This window comes from Desulfoscipio gibsoniae DSM 7213 (assembly GCF_000233715.2).
Classification (GTDB): Bacteria; Bacillota; Desulfotomaculia; order Desulfotomaculales; family Desulfallaceae; genus Sporotomaculum; species Sporotomaculum gibsoniae.
This window is the reverse complement of sequence record NC_021184.1, coordinates 3687637-3708835: the sequence shown is the minus strand read 5'-3', so window position 1 is coordinate 3708835 and position 21199 is coordinate 3687637. Positions and strand designations below refer to the sequence as shown.

The window sequence follows — 21199 nt, the reverse complement described above, 5'->3', positions numbered from 1 at the left end:
ATATGGAAAGGGGACACACCTCTTCGGAGGTATGTCCCAAACGAATATGTCCCCAATTACAAAAAATTAGTCTCACCCCATGTCCCGGGCGAGGTTAAGTAACTCTTAGTATGTGCCATCCACGGCGCAAAGAGGGCCCGTAGCCGATGGCCACGGGCCTTTTGCGCTGTAACAATGAACAGGGTGCACAACGAACAGTTATGTTGCAGTCATGACTGTGTCGCGCTGTAGGGACTGGGCGAATGTTTACAGAGATAGTATTTTGCCAGGCGTCCTTACAGGCCGCCTGGAGTTTTTTTTCATTCCCGGTGGCTGTAAGAAAAAGATTACAAAACTTGCTAAATGATTAAAGGATAAATACAAACACGGGAGAAATGGCGTGGTGATAAAATATGGCAAATAAAAGCATATTGGTAGTAGGGGGGGGCATTAGCGGTATAACTGCAGCCCTGGAAGCCGCTGAAACAGGTCAGCAGGTTTACATTGTAGAAAAAAAGCCGTATCTGGGTGGCAAGGTAACTCAGGTTAACCAGTACTTCCCAAAACTGTGTCCACCTAACTGTGGTTTGGAAATTAATTTTCAGCGGATTAAGAAAAATCCCAGGATCAATTTCTTTACCATGGCCGAAGTTGAAAGTATTTCAGGACAGGAAGGTAACTTTGATGTTACAGTAAAAATCAACCCACGTTTTGTTAATGAGAACTGCACCGGCTGCAATAACTGTGTTGATGCTTGCCCTACCCAAAGGCCCAATGCTTTTAATTATGGCATGGATAAGACAAAGGCAATTTACCTGCCGCATCAATTTGCCTTTCCTATGAAATATGTTATTGATATGGATGCATGTCAAGGTGCGGAGTGCGGCAAATGTGCGGCAGCCTGCCCGTATGAAGCAATTGATTTAAATATGCAGCCTAAGACAATGAACTTAAATGTGGGTGCCATTGTGTGGGCTACCGGTTGGGACGCCTATGACGCTACCAAACTCAGCTACTATGGCTTTGGACGGTATGAAAATGTTATTACCAATGTAATGATGGAAAGATTAGCTGCCATCAATGGTCCAACCAATGGTAAAATTGTACGTCCTTCCGACGGTAAAGAAATCAAGAGCATTGCTTTTATCCAATGTGCCGGTTCCCGGGATGAGAACCATTTGAAAGCATGTTCATCTGTGTGCTGCTTGGCTTCTTTGAAACAAGCGACTTATGTGCGGGAACAGTACCCTGATGCTGAAATTTATATTTATTATATAGACATCAGGGCAAGGGGCAAATATGAAGATTTCTATACTAAGGTTGAGCGGGAAGCCAATGTTCAATTCATCAAGGGTAAGGCCGGCGAAATCAAGGAAGACCCGTCAACCAAGCAATTAATAGTTGTGGCTGAAAACCAGATTGAACAAAAAGTTGAACAAAAAGCATATGACATGGTAGTGCTGGCCACTGGTATGGCACCTGCTACCAATGTGAGCAAGATACCCGCCGAAGTGGATTATGACGAGGATAGCTTTGTAATATCCGGTTCACAGCCTGGGATTTATGCCGCCGGATGCGTCAAAAACCCGTTGGACGTTGCCTCAGCTGTGAGAGATGCCACAGCTACTGCACTTAAGGCGATCCAATCTACGGTGAGGGGGCAACAGTAATGGAAAAGAAGATTGGTGTATATATTTGTACAGGATGCGGAATTGGAGATGCCTTGGATATAGATGCGCTGTCTAAAGTGGCATCTAAGGAATATAAAGCCGATATTTGTAAAACCGATGCTTTCCTCTGCGGAAAAAACGGCATTGAGTTAATTAAGGCTGATATCGAAGGAGAGGGCGTCAATACCGTTGTAGTAGTGGGCTGCTCTTCCAGGATTAATACAGACGTATTCAATTTTGGCTCCGACAAAATAGTGGAAAGAGTAAATTTAAGGGAACAGGTTATCTGGTGTCATACTAATGATGATGAAGATACCCAAATGCTGGCTGAGGATTACGTGCGTATGTCCCTTGCCAAGCTCAAGAACTTGAATATACCGGAACCCTTTATTGGCGAAAATCTTTCCAGTACAGTTCTGGTTGTCGGCGGTGGATTTACTGGTCTTACCGCTGCGCTGGAATCAGCCAAAGCCGGGTATAAAACAGTACTGGTGGAAAAGGAAGATACGCTGGGTGGCTATGTAGGTAAAATGTATAAGCAAATACCCACCAAGCCTCCTTTCACCGATTTAGAAGAAAACAGTATTCCCGCCTTGATTAAAGCTGTCGAAGACGCCGGCGTTAAGGTGTATACATCAGCCGGTATAGCAAAAACAGACGGTGGTCCCGGTATGTTTGATGTCACTATTGCCCAAAATGGCTCTGAAACAGAGGAAAGAGTAGGAGCAATAGTTCTGGCTGCCGGTGCTAAACCTTACGATCCTGAGAAGCTTGGACATCTTGGATTTGGTAAGTATGAAAATGTGATTACCCAGCTAATGTTTGAAGAAATGGTTGCCGCAGGCAAGATGGAAGCCAACAAGGTTGCCTTTATACAGTGCGCTGGCTCCAGGGATCAGGAACACTTGCCATATTGCTCCGCGGCCTGCTGCATTGAGTCAATTAAACAAGCTTTGTACGTTAAAGAAAAGAACGCAGAAGCTAATGTATATGTATACTATAAAGATATTCGCTCCAATGGCCAGTACGAGCATTTTTATAAAAGAGCCCAGCAGGAAGGCGTTATTTTTGTCAAGGGTGATATCACTGATATCAGTGAAAGTGATGGCCAGTTGACCATTGAAGCTGATGATCATACTATGGGCACCAAGTCCGAAGCTGATGAGTTTGATCTGGTGGTACTGGCCAACGGTATGGTTCCCAGTGCTGCACTGGGTGAACTTATAGAAGAGGAAGCTGCCGAAGCAGAAGCCGCTGCTGCTGCTGACGAGCCCAAGGTGACGGTCCCGCCCATTATTAAGTCCAACTTGTTGAATCTGGAATACAGGCAGGGTCCTGAATTGCCGTCCCTAAAATATGGTTTTCCTGATTCACATTATATTTGCTTCCCTTATGAAACCCGGCGTACTGGTATTTATGCCGCTGGTGTGGTAAGAGCTCCTATGGATATGCTTTCGGCCATGGAAGATGCCACCGGCGCTGCACTCAAGGCTATCCAGTGTATAGAATCCACTATGAAGGGTGAGGCGGTGCACCCCCGTTCCGGCGATATGTCCTTCCCGGAATTCAATATGAACCGCTGCACTCAGTGCAAACGGTGTACCGAGGAATGTCCCTTTGGTGCCATTAACGAGGATGCCAAGGCTAATCCGTTGCCCAACCCCACCCGCTGCAGAAGATGCGGTACATGTATGGGTGCTTGCCCCGAGCGGATTATCTCCTTTAAGAACTACTCGGTACCAATGATTGGTAACATGGTCAAGGCTATCGAAGTTCCTGAAGAAGATGAAGAAAAGCCGAGAATCCTTATCTTTGCGTGCGAAAACGATGCCATTCCCGCCCTGGATATGGCAGGTATCAATCGTTTACAGTACAATCCGTGGGTAAGAATTATCCCCGTACGCTGCCTGGGCTCATTGAACCTGGTATGGGTTAACGACGCTATGGCCAAGGGCTTTGACGGCGTATTGTTGATGGGATGCAAACATGGTGATGACTACCAGTGCCACTTTATGAAAGGTAGTGAGCTGGCTGAAATTCGCCTTTCCAAGATATCAGAGACATTAAACAGGCTGGGTCTGGAATCCGAGCGGGTACGTGCAACCACAGTGAATATTATGGATTACGATAAAATCCCGGCCATGCTTGATGACTTTGCCGCCGAGCTAGAGGAATTAGGACCCAACCCGATGAAAGACTTCCAATAGGTAGAAATACTAGGGGAACTATTTTATCTTAGTTTGTTTAGTATCAACCTAGATAGAAAGGACGGCCCGTAATGGCCGTCCTGTACTCCTTTAAAAAAAGGAAAAGGAGCATGCCTTTTGATAGAACAAACTAATAAATTGCCTGAAAAAGTTAAATATGATTTGACATTTGCCAGAGAGATATATAGTTTAGAGAATGGCGCTTATATTAAACAATGTATGCAGTGTGGCATGTGCGCTGTTTCCTGTTCCACCTGTGACATTATGGATTACTCGCCCAGGAAGTTGTTCAATTTAATCAAGCTTGGTAAAAAGGACGAGGTTATGCAGGCCAATACATTTTGGTACTGTACCTCTTGCTGTACCTGCAAGGCACGCTGCCCCAGGGGGATACCTCTGGTTGATGTAATGCATGACCTCAAAAAGTATGCCTTGGATAACGGGTATTGCAATTACCCTCAGGCCGCCTTTTATAAAGCCTTTTGGGCGGAAGTTGCCAGCCGTGGCAGGTCTTTTGAGAGCGGCATAACAGCCCGGTATTTCTTGATTCAGGGCTTAGACGAGGTAATTAAATATATGGATATGAAAGACGTTGGTATTGATATGCTCAAACATAACCGGTTACCTTTTCTGCCGCCGAAAAAAGTTAAGGACCTGGGTAACTTGAAAAAAATTATTCGTAAAGCCCAGGAACTTGCCCAAAGGGAGGCTAGATCATGAGATATAGCTTTTACACTGGTTGTTCCATGGAGGCCACAGCCCAGGCTAATTTAAAATCAATTGAGGCAGTAGCCCATGCTCTTGACCTGCAGCTGGAGGAGATTCCTGATTGGAACTGTTGCGGTGCATCAGTGGCCTCCGGTGTAGTGGGTGACTTTACCCAGCAGGTGATGACCGGGCGTAATCTGGCCATTGCAGAACCCAAGGGATTGGATGTGGTGGTTGGCTGCAGTTCATGTTATTTGACCCTGGCAGTAACTAATAAACGTTTTCAGGAGGATGAGCATTTCAAAGCTAGGGCTAATGAAGCGCTGGCGGCTGGCGGTTACCACTATGACGGTACGCTGCGGGTACGCCAGTTCTTGGAAGTAGTGATCAATGATGTAGGCTTTGAAAAAGTCGCTCAAAGGGTAAAACGTCCCCTTAAAGGGCTTAAAGTAGCTGGCTATGTGGGATGCCAAACCGTACGGGCTATTCCATATGAGTTTGACGATCCCGAATATCCCGTGCTGCTAGACCGGTTGATGGAATCCCTGGGTGCGGTGGCTACCGATTTTCCCATGAAAGCTCGCTGTTGTGGCAGTTCTAACGCTCTTGCGGGAACTGAAATAGTTGTTGATAGCATCCACAAGATCTTTGATTCTGCAGACCGTGGTGGAGCACAAGTTATTGCTACCCCCTGTCCAATGTGCCAGATGAACTTGGACGCATACCAGCGGCGGGTTAATAAAGTGCATGGTACAAATTTTAACATGCCTATCTTGTTTTTCACCCAATTAATGGCCATAGCTTTTGACTTGCCACCGGAAACTTGGGCTCTTAAATATAACATTGTGTCACCGAGTGCTGCTCTGGCATCAATTGGAGTGAGTGCGTAATGATTTGTGCATTTATCGTGCTTGTTAAGCTCCCTTTAAAAAAGAGGGGAGCTTAATTATTTTTTTTGCAGTAATTTGAGATGACAAAAATATTTAAAGTATTATGTATTTTTAAGAAACTGAATTGAACAGTTGGCATTGTTATGATAAAATTAAATATGGTAAGTGTAGTAGTTAGAAAATTCACTTTTGCATTTGATAATGGCAAAATTTTTTTATTTATGATAGTTAAATATTTCACAACATATGAGCATGTTTACCTTAACTAAATAGTTGATATCCTTCAAAATACATAATCGCATGGATAAGATTGTTTGGACAAGGGGGGTAAAACATGAAAGTATTCTAAATACTCAGCTGCTAAATTATACAAATTTAGAAAGCTTTTGCTAACTTAATTTATGCTGCTTAAAAAGGGGGAAGAGATTTGCCTGAGCATCTGCAAGTATATTTTGCAACTGCAACTTTTTTAATCGTTTACGCTATCATAGTATCTGAAAAAATTCACCGTACTGTTATTGCCCTGGTAGGTGCGGCATTAATTGTCGTTACTAAAATTTTGGGGCCTGAAGAAGCGGTGCATCATATCGATTTTAATACCATTGGCCTATTGGTAGGTATGATGATTATTGTGGGTATCACACGCCAGACGGGTATTTTCGAGTTCCTTGCCATTAAGGCAGCCAAAAGCTCAAAGGGAGAGCCTCTAAAAATTATGGCGGCGCTGTCCCTGGTTACGGCTGTTTTGTCAGCACTTTTGGATAATGTCACTACTGTGTTGCTCATTGTCCCGGTGACATTTGCCATTGCCCAAAAACTTAGAATTAATCCTATGCCTATATTAATTGCTGAAATAATTTCGTCCAACATAGGCGGCACCGCCACTTTGATAGGTGACCCGCCCAACATCATGATCGGCAGTGCAACCCACCTGGGTTTCATGGACTTTATCATTAATCTTACCCCAATTGTTGTGGTTATTTATGTAGTTACTCTGACTCTATTGCGCTTTATATATCGTTCTCAACTAATCACCGACCCTCAACGCCAAGCCAAAATAATGGAATTAAACGAGCACGATGAACTTAAAGATATGCAGTTGCTGCGTAAATGTTTGATTGTACTGGCACTTACTATAACCGGATTTGCTTTGCACCAGTATCTACACCTTGAGTCCTCGGTGATTGCCTTGACCGGGGCCAGCTTGCTGCTGCTAATCAGCAAGGAAGACCCGGAACACGCTTTACACGCTGTAGAATGGCCCGTAATATTCTTCTTTATTGGTTTGTTCGTACTAGTGGGCGGCCTTGTTGAAACGGGGGTAATTGCTGCGGTGGCCGCTGCCGCTATGGATATAACGGGCGGTGCCTGGATACCCACCTCTATGTTGATATTGTGGCTTTCTGGTATAGCATCTGCCTTTGTTGATAATATACCATTTGTTGCAACCATGATTCCAATGATTAATGATATGGGTGTATTAATGGGTATAACCGATCCCACAGCTCTTAATTTATTCTGGTGGTCACTGTCCCTGGGTGCTTGCCTGGGTGGGAATGGAACAATAATAGGAGCTTCTGCAAATGTTGTAGTGATCGGAATGTCGGAAAAGCGGGGTATCCATATAACTTTTATGAAATATTTTGTGGTGGCTTTCCCGCTAATGTTGATTTCACTGGTGCTTAGCAGTGCATATATGTTATTATGGCATATTTATCCGGAAACAATAACTATTGTTATAACTCTGGCTTTTGGAGTGCTGGTTGCAGTAGCCGCAATGCCTATTAACAAGGCGCTGGAAAAGAGCGCTGCTAAAAAAGCAAAAAGCGAAACTGCGAATAAATCAGTTTGATAAGTAAAAGGATTCATGCTGCGTGGCATAATTATTTCATCCATAATGTGCCACTACGCAGCATAGAGTTTGATCCGGTTAAGGCACCTCTTGGAGGTGCCTTAAACTCTATGCTTATATATTAACCTATTTACATTGATTTGGTATCAACCGCCAGGTTGCCCATATATGGCATGGTGTTGGGATCCGCTGTATTGGGCATTTGGACATCGCTTATCATTAACCGTGTAATTTCCTTGAATAAATCCGCCCTGCGAATCATCCCTACAATGCGCCCCTTGTCTTTTACCGCCACATCGTCGATATTATTTTGGATCATGAAATATGCTGCTTTAAGCAGGGTATCTTTTATATCAACATAACTTTCAATAGGTCTCATGTATTCAATAACCTGTTTATTGGTGACCTCTGCACAGCGTTCGGTGAAAAGTCCTTCCCAAAAAACAGGCATAGCCCAGACATTGTAACCTTTGGTTCCTCCAAAGATAGTACCCTTTACGTGGTGGGGTTCAATGGCTGCCAGTAGTTCGTTAATACCAAAAATACCCACCATTTCGTTATTTTCCACAACGAAAACGCACTGTCGCCCCGTCCGGGGCTTATTTTTCTGCGGGTTATATGCGTTCATCAGTACCTGGACCGCATCTTTAAGGGTTGCCTTGGCAGATACTGTAGGGTAGTCATACATGGGGATCATAATATCTTGTACTTTCTTTTCGTAGGGATTTTTCATATTAATGCCTCCCTTCGTTTATCACCATATTTTTTATTAAAAGTAGTGACGAAAATATAAACAAAATTATTGTCAAACTACTTAGGTTGTGATATTATTTACAAAAGGAATGGTGTCAAAAACTAATATAAAACATAATGACAAATTTTTAAAAATTTAGTTTTAGTAGATCCACATCGCCTTAATAGCCTGTAGGAAAAATCATGTTAATTTAACGTAATATGCAATGCAATTATGCGTTTGGGGAAGTATGCTTTGACCGGGTGGGGCCGGGTTAAAGCACTTCCCAGAAGCATCTTCTATTTGATTAACACCCCCCTTGATGGTGACAATGTCAGTCAAAAATCCAATTCTTATTTTTAAGGATTATTATATACTATTAGTCAACATAGTGCAATATTTCACATTCAAAAATGAAATAGTTTTTTTGCAGGCCTGTTGTGATTATTTTATGTTATTTGGGACGTAACGGGCTTTATATGTGCAAAACAACTATACGCACCCTTTATTAATGAAAATAAAGGGTGCTGTTTTTTGCCATGGCTTGAAGTATAATAAAAAGTATATCAAATTGATGGTGGATCTATGACGACACGAAAAATTATTGATTTACATCATTTTAAAAATAAAGACAAACCACCCGGATATAGTAGTTCTCCTGTTGGGGGTTCCACAGGTGGTAGTCCTGCGCGTCGGTTTGATGAGCGCAAGTGGCTTATACTAGCCGTATTGCTGCTTATTTTTATCTGTCTGATGCCCACCCCTAGTGGTCTTTCCACTGAAGGGAAATATGCCATTGCTCTGTGGGTATTTGTGGTGGTTTGTTTTTTAACTGAAGCTGTTCCTCTCCCCATGACAGCGATGATTATTGGTTTTTATCAAGTTGTAATGGGTATTGGTACATACAGGGATGTGCCCCGTACTTTTATGGACGACGCCGTTATCTTTATCATGGGCGTGCTTATGATGGGGGCCATGCTTGTTAAGTACAATATACATAATAAGCTGGCTATGTACATGCTTAGAATATCCGGCACTCGTATCGACCGAGTGGTGCTGGGTACGGTGGCATTTTGCGCACTTAGCGCCGGATTTATTACTGAACATGCAACAGTTACGATAATGCTGCCTATAGGCGTTGCCATTGTATCGCTCAGCGGGGGCATAAAAAAGGTGCCAAATCTCGGTAAACTAATGATGCTGGCCATTGCCTATGGGGTAATTATCGGTGGCGTATTTACTCCGTCAGGTGGTGCTCGGAATGCTTTGATGCTAAGCTATTTAAATAGCCTGGGGGTTAGCATGGGTTATGGGCAGTGGATATTGATGGCCTTTCCTTTTACGATGCTGATGATTTTCTTTGTTACATACTGGCTGTTGAGGTTGTTTAAGCCAGAAGTTAATGATTTGGAGGAAGTGTTGGAAAGGATTCAGCATGAAATTGATGCCGGCGGTCCTATGAGTGTTCAGGCAAAACTTGCCTTGGTCATATTCATTGCGGTGGTGATCGGTTGGGTATTGTTTAGTACACAGTTCGGTGTTGGTAATATAGCTATGATGGGGATTGTTGCGGCTGCAATTTTAGGCCTGGTGGATTGGAATTACTTACAGCAAAAAACGCAGTGGGGTGTGGTGCTTCTTTATGCAGGGGCTATCTCTATGGGTAAAATGCTGGTGGCTACTGGTGCGGCGACCTGGTTGGCTACACAGCTTCTTGCTGCTGCCTCCGTTGCTTTTGGGATTACTAAAGGGTTGCCGCTGCTGGCTGTTACCACCGCCATTACGGCGTTTACTACTAATACTATGGCGGACGGCCCCACCGTTGCCTTTCTTGGGCCTGTATTTATTCAAGCAGCTGAATTAGCTGATACCTCTCCCCTGGCCATTGGAGTGGCCACATCACTGGGGTCGGCTTTTTCTTACTTGCTGATAATAGCCACCCCGGCTAATGCCATTGTTTATGGTCTTGGATTCTTAAAGGCCTCTGATTTTTTAAAAGCCGGTGGGTTTTTGTTTATCCTTTCATTTTTTATTGTGGTGGTTGGCCTGGCAGGTATATGGTGGCGCATGCTGGGAATCTGGTAAAAAAAAGTGACAACAATTATACATCAATATAGCATATTTAACTATCTGACAATTACGACTATTTAAATATGACTGGTGAATTATTGCACAAATGCATTTGATGTGGTATATTAAATTTAAATAGATATAATGTTTTCTTAAAGGAAAACATAGCGAGAGGTAGTGTAAAAAAAGTGGTGAAAACCACTGAATCTCAACCTAATGCGTAGCATGCGGTGGTGCCGCGCAAAAATAGATTGGTATAAACTAGGCGCTAAGTTGTTGGTTATATTTTAAATAGTAAGGTGGTGATTCTAATGTTTTTCCGGAAAATAACCAGCCGGAGCAACGGTAAAGAATATACCTACCTAAAATTAATAGAGAATTATAGGGAAGGCGATAAAGTTAAACAACGTGTAATTGCTAATCTTGGGAGTATGGATAAACTGACTCCTGATAAAGTCAACGGATTAATCGCCGGTCTCTCCAAAATATGTGGTGTCGATCACCAGTCCGGCCATTTGGAAACTAAAAAAATTTTGCGCTATGGCGAAGTATTGGCCATACATAAAATTTACGAATTACTGGGAGTCGAAAGAATTATTGAGGAAACTGTAGCCCCGGGCAAGGATTATGAAACAATGAATATATCCCTGTTAGTTGAGTTGATGGCCATAAATCAGATTATTAAACCGCAGCATAAGCAGGCCATTAGTGACTGGTATAAGTGTTTATATTTGCCATCGCTATCAGGGAAAGAATTATCAGCGCATCATTTTTATCGGGCGTTAGATGTGGTAGCAGATTATAAAGAAGAGTTGGAAAGAAATATATTTAACAAACTAACTTCTTTAATGCATATTAATACCGACCTGGCCTTTTGTCGACTTGCCACTGGTATGATTGAACCCGCGCCACGCGAGGAATTGAATTTAACATCCTATGGGAGATACATCCTGGGCGAACCTGAAGAGTATAAGAAAGTTGACTTTGGTTTACTGGTTAGCCGTGACGGTATGCCTCTGGGACACCGTGTTTTGCATGAGTCATCTGAGGATTGGGAATTTAGAAGTATCATGGATTACTTGAAGAAAAGCTTTGGTATTGATAAATGTACCTTTATGGGAGAGCGTAGCGTTATTAATAACCCTAACCTCGAAATTTTAATCGCACATAATTATGATTATATTATTGGTAGTAAATTAATTTCCAAGCCGGACCGTGAAATGTTTAAACTTGAATGGCAAGCGAACAGGCATGAGTTTCAGGAAATATCCGAGGATTTATGGTTCAAAGAAATAAAAAATGGTGACACCCGTTATTTGTTATGCAGTAATCCCATGGGGTCCGAGCAAATGAGGGCCCTGCTTGGTGAAAGACTACATGATATAGAAAATGAATTACAAGTTATTAAAAAGACGGTTCAAGATGGCCGTACCAGTAAGGGAAAACCAGTATTTAATAAAAACTTGCTAGTTTTTAAAGATAATTACTGCCGCAAATATTTTGAATGGCACTATGATGAGTCTACTATGGAGTTTAGTTACCGGCGCAGAGATGACTTGTTGGACCAAGATGGAGTATTAGCTGGATCTTTCCTCCTGGAAACGAATAATAATTTCCTCAGGGGGGAAGAGATAATTAAAGCTTATACCGGCCTTGCTCTTTTATCTGACTCATTTCGTGAAATAAAAAACTTTGAACCCTGGGAAAACTTACTGCATGCAGAGCTTAAAGTATCAGCTAATATATTCATTTGCGTTCTTGCTGCCATAATTGAAAAAACGATGGAAATATTAATGCGCCAGGCAGGATTAACTTTGGATATGCGCCAAGCGTTGCTTTTGCTTGAAGATATTAAAATAGTAATTAGTCAATTAGACGATCAAGAGCTTAAATCAGTAACAAATATCTCCCAATATCAGGAAGATATATTTAACGCTATTGGTTTGTTTAAAGAACAGCGTACTATAGTTTAAATATATCTAATCAGCCTAATGGAACAGTTGTCTTTTTATGGCAACTGTTTTTTTTTGGCTGTGCTTGTGCAATTCTTCTCAAGAATCAAAAATAATAAATTTTTAACATTAACATTTGACAACATATTAACACAATGTAACCAGTTAATTCAATAGTTTTTTAAAAAAAATTTTGTCACTGTCGCTTGTCACCACTTTGACATTTTATGAGGAGCAATCTGATGCTGGTTTGAGGATTTATTGGCGGGGATGTTTTCTTGAGCTATGTCTGATATTATAATGATAACGCTAATAAAACATAAAGGGGGGAATGTTGTTGGGGGGATTAAGGCGATCCATATTATTTATAGGATTGGCCGCTTTTATTGCAGGGATTATGTTTGCCGGGGGCTGTCAACTGGTAAATGATCTAAAAGGGGATAGCAATGCAATAGAAAATGTTTTGCCAGGTAATCGGGCAAATGCAGAGCAGGTTGCGCCGGGGGTGAACGCAGGTACCATAGCGGATATTGTTAATGATACCGGGCCAGCAGTGGTTAAAATAAATGTGGAAAAAATAAGCCAGGGAATGCGTAATAATTCATTGTTTAGTGACCCCTTTTTCCGTTACTTCTTTGGTTCTCAAGGAGAGCAACCGCGCACGGAGAGTGGTGTGGGGTCGGGGTTTATTATTTCACCTGAAGGCTATATTTTGACAAACGAGCATGTTGTAGCTGGTGCTGATAGAATTACGGTGGTGATGCAAGAAGATAACAAGGAGTATGTTGCCAGCTTGGTTGGTGCGGATTACGATTTTGATTTGGCTGTTCTAAAAATAGAGGCCGGGAATAGTTTGCCACATTTAAAGCTGGGTGACTCCGGTGATATTAAGGTTGGTAACTGGGTAATTGCCATCGGCAATCCATATGGTTTTGATCATACTGTCACTGTTGGTGTGATTAGCGCCAAGGGTAGGCCAGTGCCGGTCGAGGGAAGGTATTATAAGAACCTGCTCCAGACAGATGCTGCTATAAACCCTGGTAATAGCGGTGGCCCTCTGCTGGACTTGCACGGCGAAGTAATTGGTATAAACACAGCGGTGGCCCAGGCCCAGGGGATTGGTTTTGCCATACCCACCAGTACTGTAGATGACGTACTGGTGGAGTTAATAGAGAAGGGCAAGGTAATCAGGCCGTGGCTGGGTATCCAGATGCATGATTTGACTCCGGATTTGGTGGAATACTATGGTTTGGATAGCGCTGAAGGTGTCGTGGTGGTCGGCGTTGTAGTTGGCAGTCCTGCTGCAAAAGCCGGTTTGCTCCAGGGTGATATTATTTTGGGTATAGATAAAAAGCCTGTTCAAAATTCCGAGCAGCTGGCAGGGGAGATTGAAAAGGCAGATATAGGACAAAAAATACAGCTTAGGGTGTTGCGTGAGCAAAGGGCTATTTATGTTGACGTGCAGGTGGGGGAAAAACCGACCCAGTATCAGTAGACTTGAAAAACGCAAACAAGCCAATGAGTATATAATGTAATATTCAAAGTAAGCATTATTGCCGTGGCTTAAATTAAAAAACCTCCGGCTTATACCGGAGGTTTTTGTTTAGCAATCCAGTTTTTTAGCTCTTTACGCATTAATTTGCCGGATGACGTTTTGGGCAGATTATCTACAAAACGAAAATAGCGAGGTATTTTATATTTTGATATTTTATCCTTGCAAAATTCTTTCATTTTCAACTCATCTAATTCGTAATTTTCTCTGGGCATTATATAGGCCAGCACTTCTTCTCCCATTACTGCGTCCGGCACACCTACTACGGCAACTTCAAATATGCCAGGGTGTTCGTATAGTACTTCTTCAACCTCGTGGGGATTAATATTTATACCACCGCGTATGATAAGATCCTTTTTTCGGTCTACTAGGTAAAGATAGCCATCCTGATCTTCATATGCCAGATCTCCGGTGTGAAACCAACCATTACGCAGTGCCCAGCGGGTTTCTTCTTCCCGGTTTAAAAACCCTTTCATTACGTTGGGACCACGTACAACAATTTCGCCCACCTGGCCTTGGGGAACCTCCCGGTCTTCGTAATCAAATATTTTCACTTCCACGCCTGGTATGGGTTTTCCTATAGAACCTTTTTTCCCTGATTTGTTAATAAAGTTTAGTGTTACCACTGGGGATGTTTCAGTTAAGCCGTAACCTTCAGTAAGATAGATATTAAGCTTTGATACCAGGGATTCATAAAGATCCGGTGGCATGCTGGCAGAGCCACAGAGCGCTATACGCAGTGAGCTGGTATCATATTTGTCCAACTCCGGGTACTTGAGCATCAGGCTGTACATTGTTGGTGGGCCGAAAAAGAAGGTAATTTTTTCTTCATCAATAGCCCGTAGCACCTCTTCCGCACCTCTCCAACCTTCCTGTATTACAAGGGTACCTCCTGAAATAATAGTACTATTCATGACACAGGTTTGTGGTCCCGCATGGTAAGCTTGCGCTGTTAAAAGAGCGCGATCCGCCGGGCTTAAAGAACAAGCCTGGGAGAATGTCAGTGCATTGCTGTAAAGATTGTAATTTGTAAGCATTACTCCCTTGGGTTTGCCGGTCATTCCGGCAATATACATGATTTCAGTTACATCTTCGCGATTATATTTTACTTCCTGAAAGGCATTAATGCTTTTATCGCTAATTTGATCGAATGTTTTTATGTCTTCATTAAGTGAATCGCAGCTATTTACAATGATACCCGCAGGTATATTTATGGATTGTCTAATATTATCAAACAATTCCTGCCTTTCCGGACAGGTTATAACGGCGGTAGGCATGCAATCCTTAATGATTACACCCATTTCATTGATGGTATACTGGGGATTGACTGGTACCACAATACCCTTCATGCGCATAATAGCATAGTATGCAATGACAAATTCCGGGCAATTGCGCATAGCCAGCAGCACCCGGTCACCTGTTTTTATGCCCAGTTGCTGGAAACCACTGGCCAATTGGCTGACCCGGGTATCTAGCTGAGCGTAAGTCATCCTCTGGTTTTTGAATACTATTGCCTCTTGACCCGGGGAAACCCGAGCAATTTCTGCAAGCCTCATAGGCAGGTTCATACGGATACCCTCCTTATTATGCCGGAGATAGTGGTTAACGACTTGTCCTGTTATATATAAAACAATTATAATTCACTTTTGTCTTTCATCACATACAATATGATTCTCTATAATAGTGTAGAAATCCTTCTTTATTAAGAGATTGTTTATACTGTTCATAAATGCTCAAGGCCATATATAATTGGAGCATTCGCCGGTACCTTGGTTTCCAAATTTCCCTTACCCCATTGGCCATTCTCTTTGTATCCACTTAGTGGAAACTCACCCAATTTAACATTATTATAACTAAGGAAAAATTGTTTGCTTGCTAATTAAAAGATATCGGTTAACCGTTCCAATTTGCTGTGTCTATTGAATAATTTTAATCAATTCGTTTTTTGCCTTCGGTAATTGTGATTTAGTAAATACTGTGTTATATTATTCCTAGGTGTTTTGTGATAAAAATAACATAATTGCTGGCATTAGAAATGAACATGTTCTAATTTTTTATTATATTAATAGAGAGCGGTTTATATTCTGCACCCATCGGTTTTGAATAGGTAATAATTAAAAGGGGTGCATATAATGCATTTTTTTCGTGTATCCAGCCTAAAAACACAGTTATTGATAATTATTCTGCTAGCCATGCTGGTGCCGGCGGCAGCAATGCTTTACGACATTTTTATTGCCACTAAAACCGACGATGTACTAATAAATGAAACAGAACAAAAGCTAATTCAGATCACGAATTTAATTAACGAACAAATGCAGAGAGAAATAAATATAAGTGATGAAATAAGGTGCGCCACACTTTCTGATATTTTTAATTCGGTTGTCGTGCCGTTAATTGAGCATTACCCCGGGGTGCGCATTTGTTTGTATGAAAGAGAGACCGATAATATAATAATATATGGCCATCTTCATGAGTTTGGGGCACGCCTGCCCGAAGAAAAAAAAGAACGTGAAAGGCGTATCTATAACGAAACTCAGGCTGGTATCGCCTCCGTTCTGTCCAGTGGCACACCCATTACCAGATTGGGTAAAACTTATGACGACAGATTTTTGGAACACCTGGTACCTATAAAAAATAATAATTCTGAGGTAATTGCCGTAATCTGGACCGAGCAAATGATGCACCCTATTTTTGCTCAAAGTTCCCGGGTACGCTTGGTACTTAGATATATTATATTTTGCGTTTTTGGCATTGGTGTTGCCGTTACGTTATTTACCATTTCCGGAATTGTTAATCGTATCCGCATTATTAAAGATGGCATTATAAAAATGGAGAAAAATTTAAATAATAGGTTACCCGAAATGTCCGGTGAAATGGGGCATGTTGCTGCGGCAATCAATGAAATGGCGCAGGTACTGGCTGAGAAGGAACAATTAATTGATCAGTACAGGCGCTCGGAAAATTTAATGTCCATGGGGCGCACTATTACTGAAATCGCTCATGAACTGCGCGCGCCGGTTAGTGTAATTCAGGCTACTGCCCAGGCCATGGAAATAAATATCAAGGATACCCAGTTAAAGGATTACGTGGAAAGAATTGAGCAGCAGGTAGAGCGCCATAATAAACTCATTAATGAAATTCTCGACTTTGGCCGCCCTGATCCAGGCACCATGGAACCTCTTGATATAAATGATTTAGTAAACTCTGTGCTTACAACCATGGAGCCCTTGTTTTCTAAAGCGGATATCATGCTGGAGTTCAAAACCACGGCACAAACACCGTTAATTATTAGTGGAAACGCTGAAAAGCTTAAACAAGTGTTCATTAATCTAAGCTTGAATGCCCTGGATGCCATGCAACAACATGGAACATTAACCATCCAGACATACAGTAAAGACGGGTATGCGCTGGTTTCGGTCCGTGATACGGGAGAAGGAATAGCACCGGAAGATTTACCCAACATTTTTGAACCGTTTTATACGAAAAAAGCAAGGGGAAGCGGTTTGGGACTGGCGATAAGCAAGCGGATCATTCAAATCCACGGCGGTATAATTGATGCAAAAAGTGAAGCTGGAAGCGGAAGTATATTTACTATGCGTTTACCGCTGCAGCAAATTTGTAATGCCCCGGAACAAGATTAAGCTTTAAATACTTGGAAGATATCTACTTCCAAGTATTTAAAACTTTAGAAATTAGTGGGGTTCAGGTTTCTTTGTATTCCGTCTTACTCGAATCTGTTTTTCCATCTAACTTAAAGTTTTTTATGTCTTCATATATTAATACCGGTTGGCCATTCTCCACACGTATTCTTATATCTCCAAATTCAAGATGCCTTAAAAAGCGTATCAACTGCTTTTCGCGATTTGTTAAAGGTTTGGCTTTACCGGATTCTGACGACATGCAATTTACACCCCTTCCGTAATGTTATCTTCCGGGAATATTTTTTGAATCGTTTCTTTTAATCTAGGGATTTGCACCGGTTTTGTAATATAACCGGTAGCTCCCTTTTCAATTGCTTGCAAAGCTATCGACAGCGAACTATAACCCGTCATAATCAAAACGGGTACTTCTAAATTTTTCTGTCTGATTTGTTGTAATACATCCAAGCCATTTGTATCTTGCATTTTTATATCTAATAAAATTAAATCAATCTGATAAGCATCAAATAGTGCCAGGCCGTCGGAACCGCTGGTGGCTGTCAATATATCACGGTTTTCGTGCTCCAGCGCTTTTTTTAGTGCCCAACACATTCCTTCATCGTCATCTATAATTAAAAATCTTTTCATTTTCTTCCCTCCTGTTTGAAGGTATACTACTTAAAATTAAATTAAATTAAATTGAATTGAATTAACTATATAAGGTGACTACTTTAGCCTGTCAAAGGGCCCGAGGTGCTTCTTGTGGATAAGTTGGAAGGTCGATCATCAAGCTTAAAAGTCCTGATAGCCTCGCAAATCAACACCGGTTTGCCATTTTCTATTCGAACCCTTACTTCACCCCAGCCAATTGCCCTTAAAAATTTTATTAACTGCTTTTCTGTATTGCTTAAAGGCACTAAAAACCCCCTCCTTTATAAACAAATATTGAAAAAAATGATTTGTGATATATATCACATAATTACATTATATTATAAGCCGGTCAAAATAACCATAGCTAAATAGCTAAAATGATGGCCAAGGAGAAAATGTGGAGTTATAATATTAAAAAGAAGTATTACAATTACTTTAGTATATATAGCTATCTCGTTTGATATCTGCTTCACCACTTATTAACTGCTGGTGGAAAGGGGCGACGTTTAATGAAAAAGTTGAAAAGAATTGTGGTTTGGGTGGCCATTGCCGGTATTATTCTGTTCTTTTTGCAATACTTAAGATAACCAATTATTGTCATTGGTCGCTAAGACGTGGCGTGATTGCACCCTTACGGGTTTTTTTACCTGGAATTAGGTATCATTAGGGCATAAAGGTACGTAAAAAATGAACCTTGACAATACTATCTAACTGTGTTAAGAATATTCTAATAATTCATATAATATACAGAGGGGATGGATATATTAAAGTGACAGCCAGTGAAATATCTGGCTGATGTAAACAGTTTAAAAGAGTTTTACAATCACCCGGAAAGGGGGTGAGAACAAATATGAATGGACCTATAAGAATTATGGATATTATGAGACATCCTGATAATTACCCAACTGTATCATTAGGGCAATCAATACAACAGGCTTGGGAAATTATAACCTCCTTTTATTACAACAATTCAGGTGTTTCATGCACCGGTGAACGAATGGCCCTGGTGGTGGATGAAGAAAATCAATTTACTGGTTTGATAAGCCTGGAATCCTTTCATCAGAGCACAGATCCGTGGGTACACAACGTTATCTCCAGAACGTCCGTGCGTATTTTAGAAAATGAATGCGACGAGATAACCTCCAGTTTATTACCGCATCGTAAATTAGAAGATATTATGATACCGGTGGATAAAATAGCATTAAAAAGCACCGACACAGCCAGTAAAGCTTTCTCCATACTATGTGACAATAACGTTGGTACGCTTCCAGTGCTAAATATATTCAGGCAAATAATTGGTATAGTACAGGCGGGCGATGTTTTTCACGCTCTTGGATTGGGATCCAGCTTTTTAAAACAGGCATTTATGAGTTATGATTATCAACGTTACGGTTTGTTTGACGATTATTATGTAGATTTCCTCGAAGAGCTAGAAAAAAAGAATGGAGCCCCACAAGGGACTCTATAAAATGTGTTAGACAAAGATTTTAAAACTTTTAACAGAGATGGCCGGGCCGCGAACCCGGTCATCCCGCACTTAATGACTTTTTCCTTCTCATGAGGTTATAGTAATTAATCGCCGCAGTGTTCCTTTATTTACATGCCAGGCCAGGGAAGCAGGTTCCAGTAACCGAAGAAGCAGAATCCCCAAGTCACAATCAGACTTATAATTACAGCGCCAAATCCATATTTTATGAAATCCGTCACTGTAATTAAATGTGCACCTGTTTCAGGGTCTCTGGCCATGGTATAGGCAATGGCGTTATTGACCGTGCCCACGATCATGATATGGGCAAATGATGAGGTAAATGAGCACGCCAACCCAATCTTCCATAGATGTACTCCGCCAATATCCGCCATCGGCAGCACCACCGGGCCAATAGCCCCCACCGTGGCACCATCACTCATAAAGTTGGTAATAATCACTGTCATTAAGCTAACCGCCATAATGATCCATTGCCCGTCGGTCATAAAATCGGGCAGTACATCCAGGAAAGCCCTGGCCAGCCACAAAGCTCCCCCGGTTTTATCCAGGGCCACCCCCATGGCACAAGCCGCTGCATATAGCAGCACCACGTCCATGGCCACCCTGCGTTGCAAATCCTGCCAGGTAACCACCCTGGACAGCAGCATAGCCACGACAATAATTATGGTAGTTCCACCAAGTCCTAAGGTGCCACTGAAGAATACCCACAATATCACCAGTGCGGCAAACAGTATAGCCATGCGTAACTCTTTACCTTTAATCGGCCCCATTTCACTGACGTTTTCCTTCATTGCCTTGGCAATATTAAAATCTTTGGCAATGGAATTGCGTCCCAGCATGAAGTACATGTAGGCACCCATGGCAAGTGCTAACACTGGCACCAGGGGTAGGCCGTACATCATCCACTGAGTAAAGTTCATGGGCATATCGTAGCCATTGAAGTAGCCTATCATCACTGCCGAGCGACCGCCCACCGCCGGTGAACCGGAACCACCCACGTTGGCCGCAAAACAAATGCCAATAAACAACAGAACGGCTAATTTTTTATCAAACTTCACACCGGCTTTCTTACAAGCCTGCATATAAACAACCAGTAAGATCGGGCACATAATTGCCACCAGGGCGTGTTCGGAAAAGAATCCGGCCAATACTGCCAGCAGAGGGAAAAATATAAAGCAGAAGCTTTTTAATCCACCTATTCTCCCCAGGAGTAGATAGCCAATGCGTTTATCCAGGCCTGAAATTGAGACCCCTGCCGCTACACAAAGTACGCCTCCGATAAAGAACACTGCGTCTTTCATATATGCCTGGGATATTCTATCAATGGGCAATATCATAAAGATGTAAAGTATAACAGCTACCAGGAAGTTGGTGGCCCCAAGAGGTATTGCTTCAGTGCCCCAAAGTAAAGCCACGCTCAACAAAAGCCCTACGGTTATTTTTGCTCTTTGGCCCACCTGTTCGGCAGTTAGGGCATCTTCGCTTTTGACATATTTATTATAAGAATCTACATAAGTGGTGGTTCCCGATTCCAGTTTGGATCCCAGTGGTGTTTCCTCGGTCATTAAACCGATCATGCTTTCGGGAACGGGAATTAAGACCATGGTTAGAAAAAAGGCTAATAAGAGCAAGCATATAAGGGGTTTGTTCCCTGGTATACCAGCCCACCAGGCCCAGGATCCTACTTTTGCCTGTTGTTGAACAATTACTGTTCCCTCTGACATTTGCACCGACCTCCTTTAACCTTTAATAAATGAGTTTAGTAATTAATAATTAAGCCAAATAAATAGTTTTGATGCTTAACTTCCAAC

The 21199-nt window shown here is 41.9% G+C and carries 15 protein-coding genes; 10 read left to right on the top strand and 5 right to left on the bottom strand.

The window, feature by feature from the left end; genetic code table 11:
- Positions 1 to 392 precede the first annotated feature (392 nt).
- From DESGI_RS17570 to DESGI_RS17550, 5 genes are all read left to right on the top strand, one after another.
- Complete coding sequence (locus tag DESGI_RS17570; RefSeq protein ID WP_006520412.1) at positions 393 to 1649, top strand: CoB--CoM heterodisulfide reductase iron-sulfur subunit A family protein; 1257 nt, start codon at positions 393 to 395, stop codon at positions 1647 to 1649.
- Positions 1649 to 3856: an FAD-dependent oxidoreductase gene (locus DESGI_RS17565; RefSeq protein WP_006520411.1), complete on the top strand. Its 2208-nt coding sequence runs from the start codon at positions 1649 to 1651 to the stop codon at positions 3854 to 3856. Before DESGI_RS17570 ends, DESGI_RS17565 begins: the two co-directional genes overlap by 1 nt.
- 117 nt (positions 3857 to 3973) lie before the next feature.
- Positions 3974 to 4576: a 4Fe-4S dicluster domain-containing protein gene (locus tag DESGI_RS17560; protein ID WP_006520410.1), complete on the top strand. Its 603-nt coding sequence runs from the start codon at positions 3974 to 3976 to the stop codon at positions 4574 to 4576.
- Entirely contained in the window at positions 4573 to 5454 is an 882-nt protein-coding gene (locus DESGI_RS17555; protein WP_006520409.1) for a CoB--CoM heterodisulfide reductase iron-sulfur subunit B family protein, read from the top strand. The genes DESGI_RS17560 and DESGI_RS17555 overlap by 4 nt, the downstream gene beginning before the upstream one ends.
- A 427-nt stretch (positions 5455 to 5881) precedes the next feature.
- Positions 5882 to 7306: an ArsB/NhaD family transporter gene (locus tag DESGI_RS17550; protein ID WP_006520408.1), complete on the top strand. Its 1425-nt coding sequence runs from the start codon at positions 5882 to 5884 to the stop codon at positions 7304 to 7306.
- Between the two features lie 130 nt (positions 7307 to 7436).
- On the opposite strand, the gene DESGI_RS17545 is transcribed toward DESGI_RS17550, so the two are convergent.
- Positions 7437 to 8039 carry a CBS domain-containing protein gene (locus tag DESGI_RS17545; RefSeq protein ID WP_006520407.1) on the bottom strand — a complete coding sequence of 201 codons (603 nt, stop codon included), beginning with the start codon at positions 8037 to 8039 and terminating at the stop codon, positions 7437 to 7439.
- A gap of 585 nt (positions 8040 to 8624) precedes the next feature.
- Between DESGI_RS17545 and DESGI_RS17540 the strand changes: the two genes are divergently transcribed.
- From DESGI_RS17540 to DESGI_RS17530, 3 genes are all read left to right on the top strand, one after another.
- Positions 8625 to 10124, top strand: coding sequence for an SLC13 family permease (locus DESGI_RS17540; protein WP_006520406.1), 1500 nt, complete (start codon positions 8625 to 8627; stop codon positions 10122 to 10124).
- Positions 10125 to 10420: 296 nt separating this feature from the next.
- Entirely contained in the window at positions 10421 to 12082 is a 1662-nt protein-coding gene (locus tag DESGI_RS17535; protein ID WP_006520405.1) for an IS1634 family transposase, read from the top strand.
- Between the two features lie 316 nt (positions 12083 to 12398).
- Positions 12399 to 13556, top strand: coding sequence for a S1C family serine protease (locus DESGI_RS17530; RefSeq protein ID WP_006520404.1), 1158 nt, complete (start codon positions 12399 to 12401; stop codon positions 13554 to 13556).
- Between the two features lie 89 nt (positions 13557 to 13645).
- Here the strand turns inward: DESGI_RS17530 and DESGI_RS17525 are convergent, their stop codons facing one another.
- Positions 13646 to 15181 carry a class I adenylate-forming enzyme family protein gene (locus DESGI_RS17525; RefSeq protein ID WP_006520403.1) on the bottom strand — a complete coding sequence of 512 codons (1536 nt, stop codon included), beginning with the start codon at positions 15179 to 15181 and terminating at the stop codon, positions 13646 to 13648.
- A 564-nt stretch (positions 15182 to 15745) separates the two neighbouring features.
- Here DESGI_RS17525 and DESGI_RS17520 point away from each other — a divergent pair.
- Entirely contained in the window at positions 15746 to 17254 is a 1509-nt protein-coding gene (locus DESGI_RS17520) for an ATP-binding protein (protein ID WP_006520402.1), read from the top strand.
- 61 nt (positions 17255 to 17315) lie between these two features.
- Here DESGI_RS17520 and DESGI_RS17515 read toward each other — a convergent pair whose 3' ends face one another.
- Positions 17316 to 17513 (bottom strand): hypothetical protein, encoded by a 198-nt coding sequence (locus tag DESGI_RS17515; protein WP_006520401.1) that lies wholly within the window; start codon positions 17511 to 17513, stop codon positions 17316 to 17318.
- Positions 17514 to 17518: 5 nt separating this feature from the next.
- Positions 17519 to 17899 carry a response regulator gene (locus DESGI_RS17510; protein ID WP_006520400.1) on the bottom strand — a complete coding sequence of 127 codons (381 nt, stop codon included), beginning with the start codon at positions 17897 to 17899 and terminating at the stop codon, positions 17519 to 17521.
- An 853-nt stretch (positions 17900 to 18752) separates the two neighbouring features.
- On the opposite strand from DESGI_RS17510, the gene DESGI_RS17500 reads away from it, so the two are divergent.
- Positions 18753 to 19370: a CBS domain-containing protein gene (locus DESGI_RS17500; protein WP_006520398.1), complete on the top strand. Its 618-nt coding sequence runs from the start codon at positions 18753 to 18755 to the stop codon at positions 19368 to 19370.
- Between the two features lie 128 nt (positions 19371 to 19498).
- On the opposite strand, the gene DESGI_RS17495 is transcribed toward DESGI_RS17500, so the two are convergent.
- Positions 19499 to 21112, bottom strand: coding sequence for an SLC13 family permease (locus tag DESGI_RS17495; RefSeq protein ID WP_006520397.1), 1614 nt, complete (start codon positions 21110 to 21112; stop codon positions 19499 to 19501).
- Positions 21113 to 21199: the final 87 nt, after the last annotated feature.